This is a genomic window from Pseudoalteromonas sp. MIP2626 (genome assembly GCF_013414205.1).
GTDB classification, from domain to species: Bacteria; Pseudomonadota; Gammaproteobacteria; order Enterobacterales; family Alteromonadaceae; genus Pseudoalteromonas; species Pseudoalteromonas nigrifaciens.
The window spans coordinates 1-1,504 of record NZ_JAATTW010000109.1 but is presented as its reverse complement, the minus strand read 5'-3'; the positions used below and the strand labels follow the sequence as shown (position 1 = coordinate 1,504).

Here is a 1,504-nt window from a genome sequence, read left to right as displayed (position 1 = left end):
AAGATAGGGTTATTACCGTGACGTTAGACAATGGAAAAGAGTTTGCTCACCATGAGCATGTCGCACAAGCATTAGAATGTCGCACAAGCATTAGAAGCTGATGTGTATTTCGCTCATCCCTATTCATCATGGGAGCGAGGTATAAATGAGAATACCAACGGCTTACTTAGACGCTTCTTCCCCAAGGGAACTGATTTTATGGCACTAAGTGAAGCAGAGATACAGGCGGCAGTTGATAAGCTCAATCATCGACCAAGAAAAACAAGAGGGTATAAAACCCCTCATGAATTATTTACGGGGCAATCAGAAATACTGGTGGCTGCATAATGATTGCACTTAATACTTGAATTCGAGAATTATAACCTTGCTGTAATTGCGCTTAATTGACCTAGCACAAAGCAGCAAGATTATATGAGGTTCGATTATTTAGGTAGGTTTAACTCGCGCGCTAACTTTTGTGCGGAGATGGTACTGTACTGCAGCTCATCTGCTGCAGAGTTATCTGCAATCCATAACAATACATTACCTATTTCATCCGGTTCGGCTACAGCCTGCTGCAAGCCTTTAATACCCTGATCGCCAATAGTCGCTCTTAGCGTTTCAGTGTTAACAACTCCCGGGTTTACTGTAAAAGCGCGAATACCTTGATGACCATGTTCACGGCAAATAATACCCGACAGTCGCGACACTGCAGCCTTACCTGCACCGTATGCATAACCCCAGCCCCCTTTAGATGCAGGAATAGGCGGATCTTTTTCACCTGCTCCCGAGGTTATATTTATTATACAACCGCTTTGTTGGGCTAACATACTTGGTAAAACAGCTTGTGCTATTTGCACTGGCGCGCCTATGTAACCTCTAGCAACTTTTTCAAGCGTTTGCTGCGTTACATCTAGTAAAGAAGCATTAAGGCCAGCTCTCTGATAAATAGCATTATTAACAACCACGTCAATTTTACCAAAGTGTTCAAACACCTGCTTTAGGGCACTTGCAACGGAGTTAAAATCAAGTAAATCCATTTTTAGCGCAATAACCTCACAGCCTAATTGCTCCATCATTTGGGCTGTTTGTTTTAAACTTCCTTGCGTACTTTGTTGTGCTACCTCACTATCTAATTCACGAGCTGTTATTGCTACTCGATAACCTGCTTTTGCAAATGCGATAGCAGTTGCACGACCAATACCTCTACTTGCACCTGAAATAAACGCTACTTTTGACACAAATTATCTCCTATTTTTTATTTAACTTAGCATCAATTTAGCATTGCGGCATAGTTTAAATGGACCAAGGATTTTATTGTTATATGAAAATGCTACATAACTGATTACACAAGTAATAATGTGTGTTCTAAAAGCATCCGTTGTTAGATTAAATAAGTGATTTTGTGAGGAGATTTTGTGGTAATAAAGGTTAACGTTAGCTAAAAGCATCGAGTAGGGTGAGGCTTTTGCCTCATCCCTCTCACAGAACCGTACGTACGGGCCTCGTATACGGCTCCTGTATT

Annotated in this window: 1 protein-coding gene and 1 pseudogene; one reads left to right on the top strand and one right to left on the bottom strand. The window is 41.4% G+C overall.

The window, feature by feature from the left end; genetic code table 11:
- Positions 1-327, top strand: a pseudogene (locus HC000_RS18210) (IS30 family transposase); the annotation flags it as partial.
- 95 nt (positions 328-422) lie between these two features.
- On the opposite strand, the gene HC000_RS18205 reads toward HC000_RS18210, so the two are convergent.
- Positions 423-1,220: an SDR family oxidoreductase gene (locus HC000_RS18205; protein WP_179808382.1), complete on the bottom strand. Its 798-nt coding sequence runs from the start codon at positions 1,218-1,220 to the stop codon at positions 423-425.
- Positions 1,221-1,504: the final 284 nt, after the last annotated feature.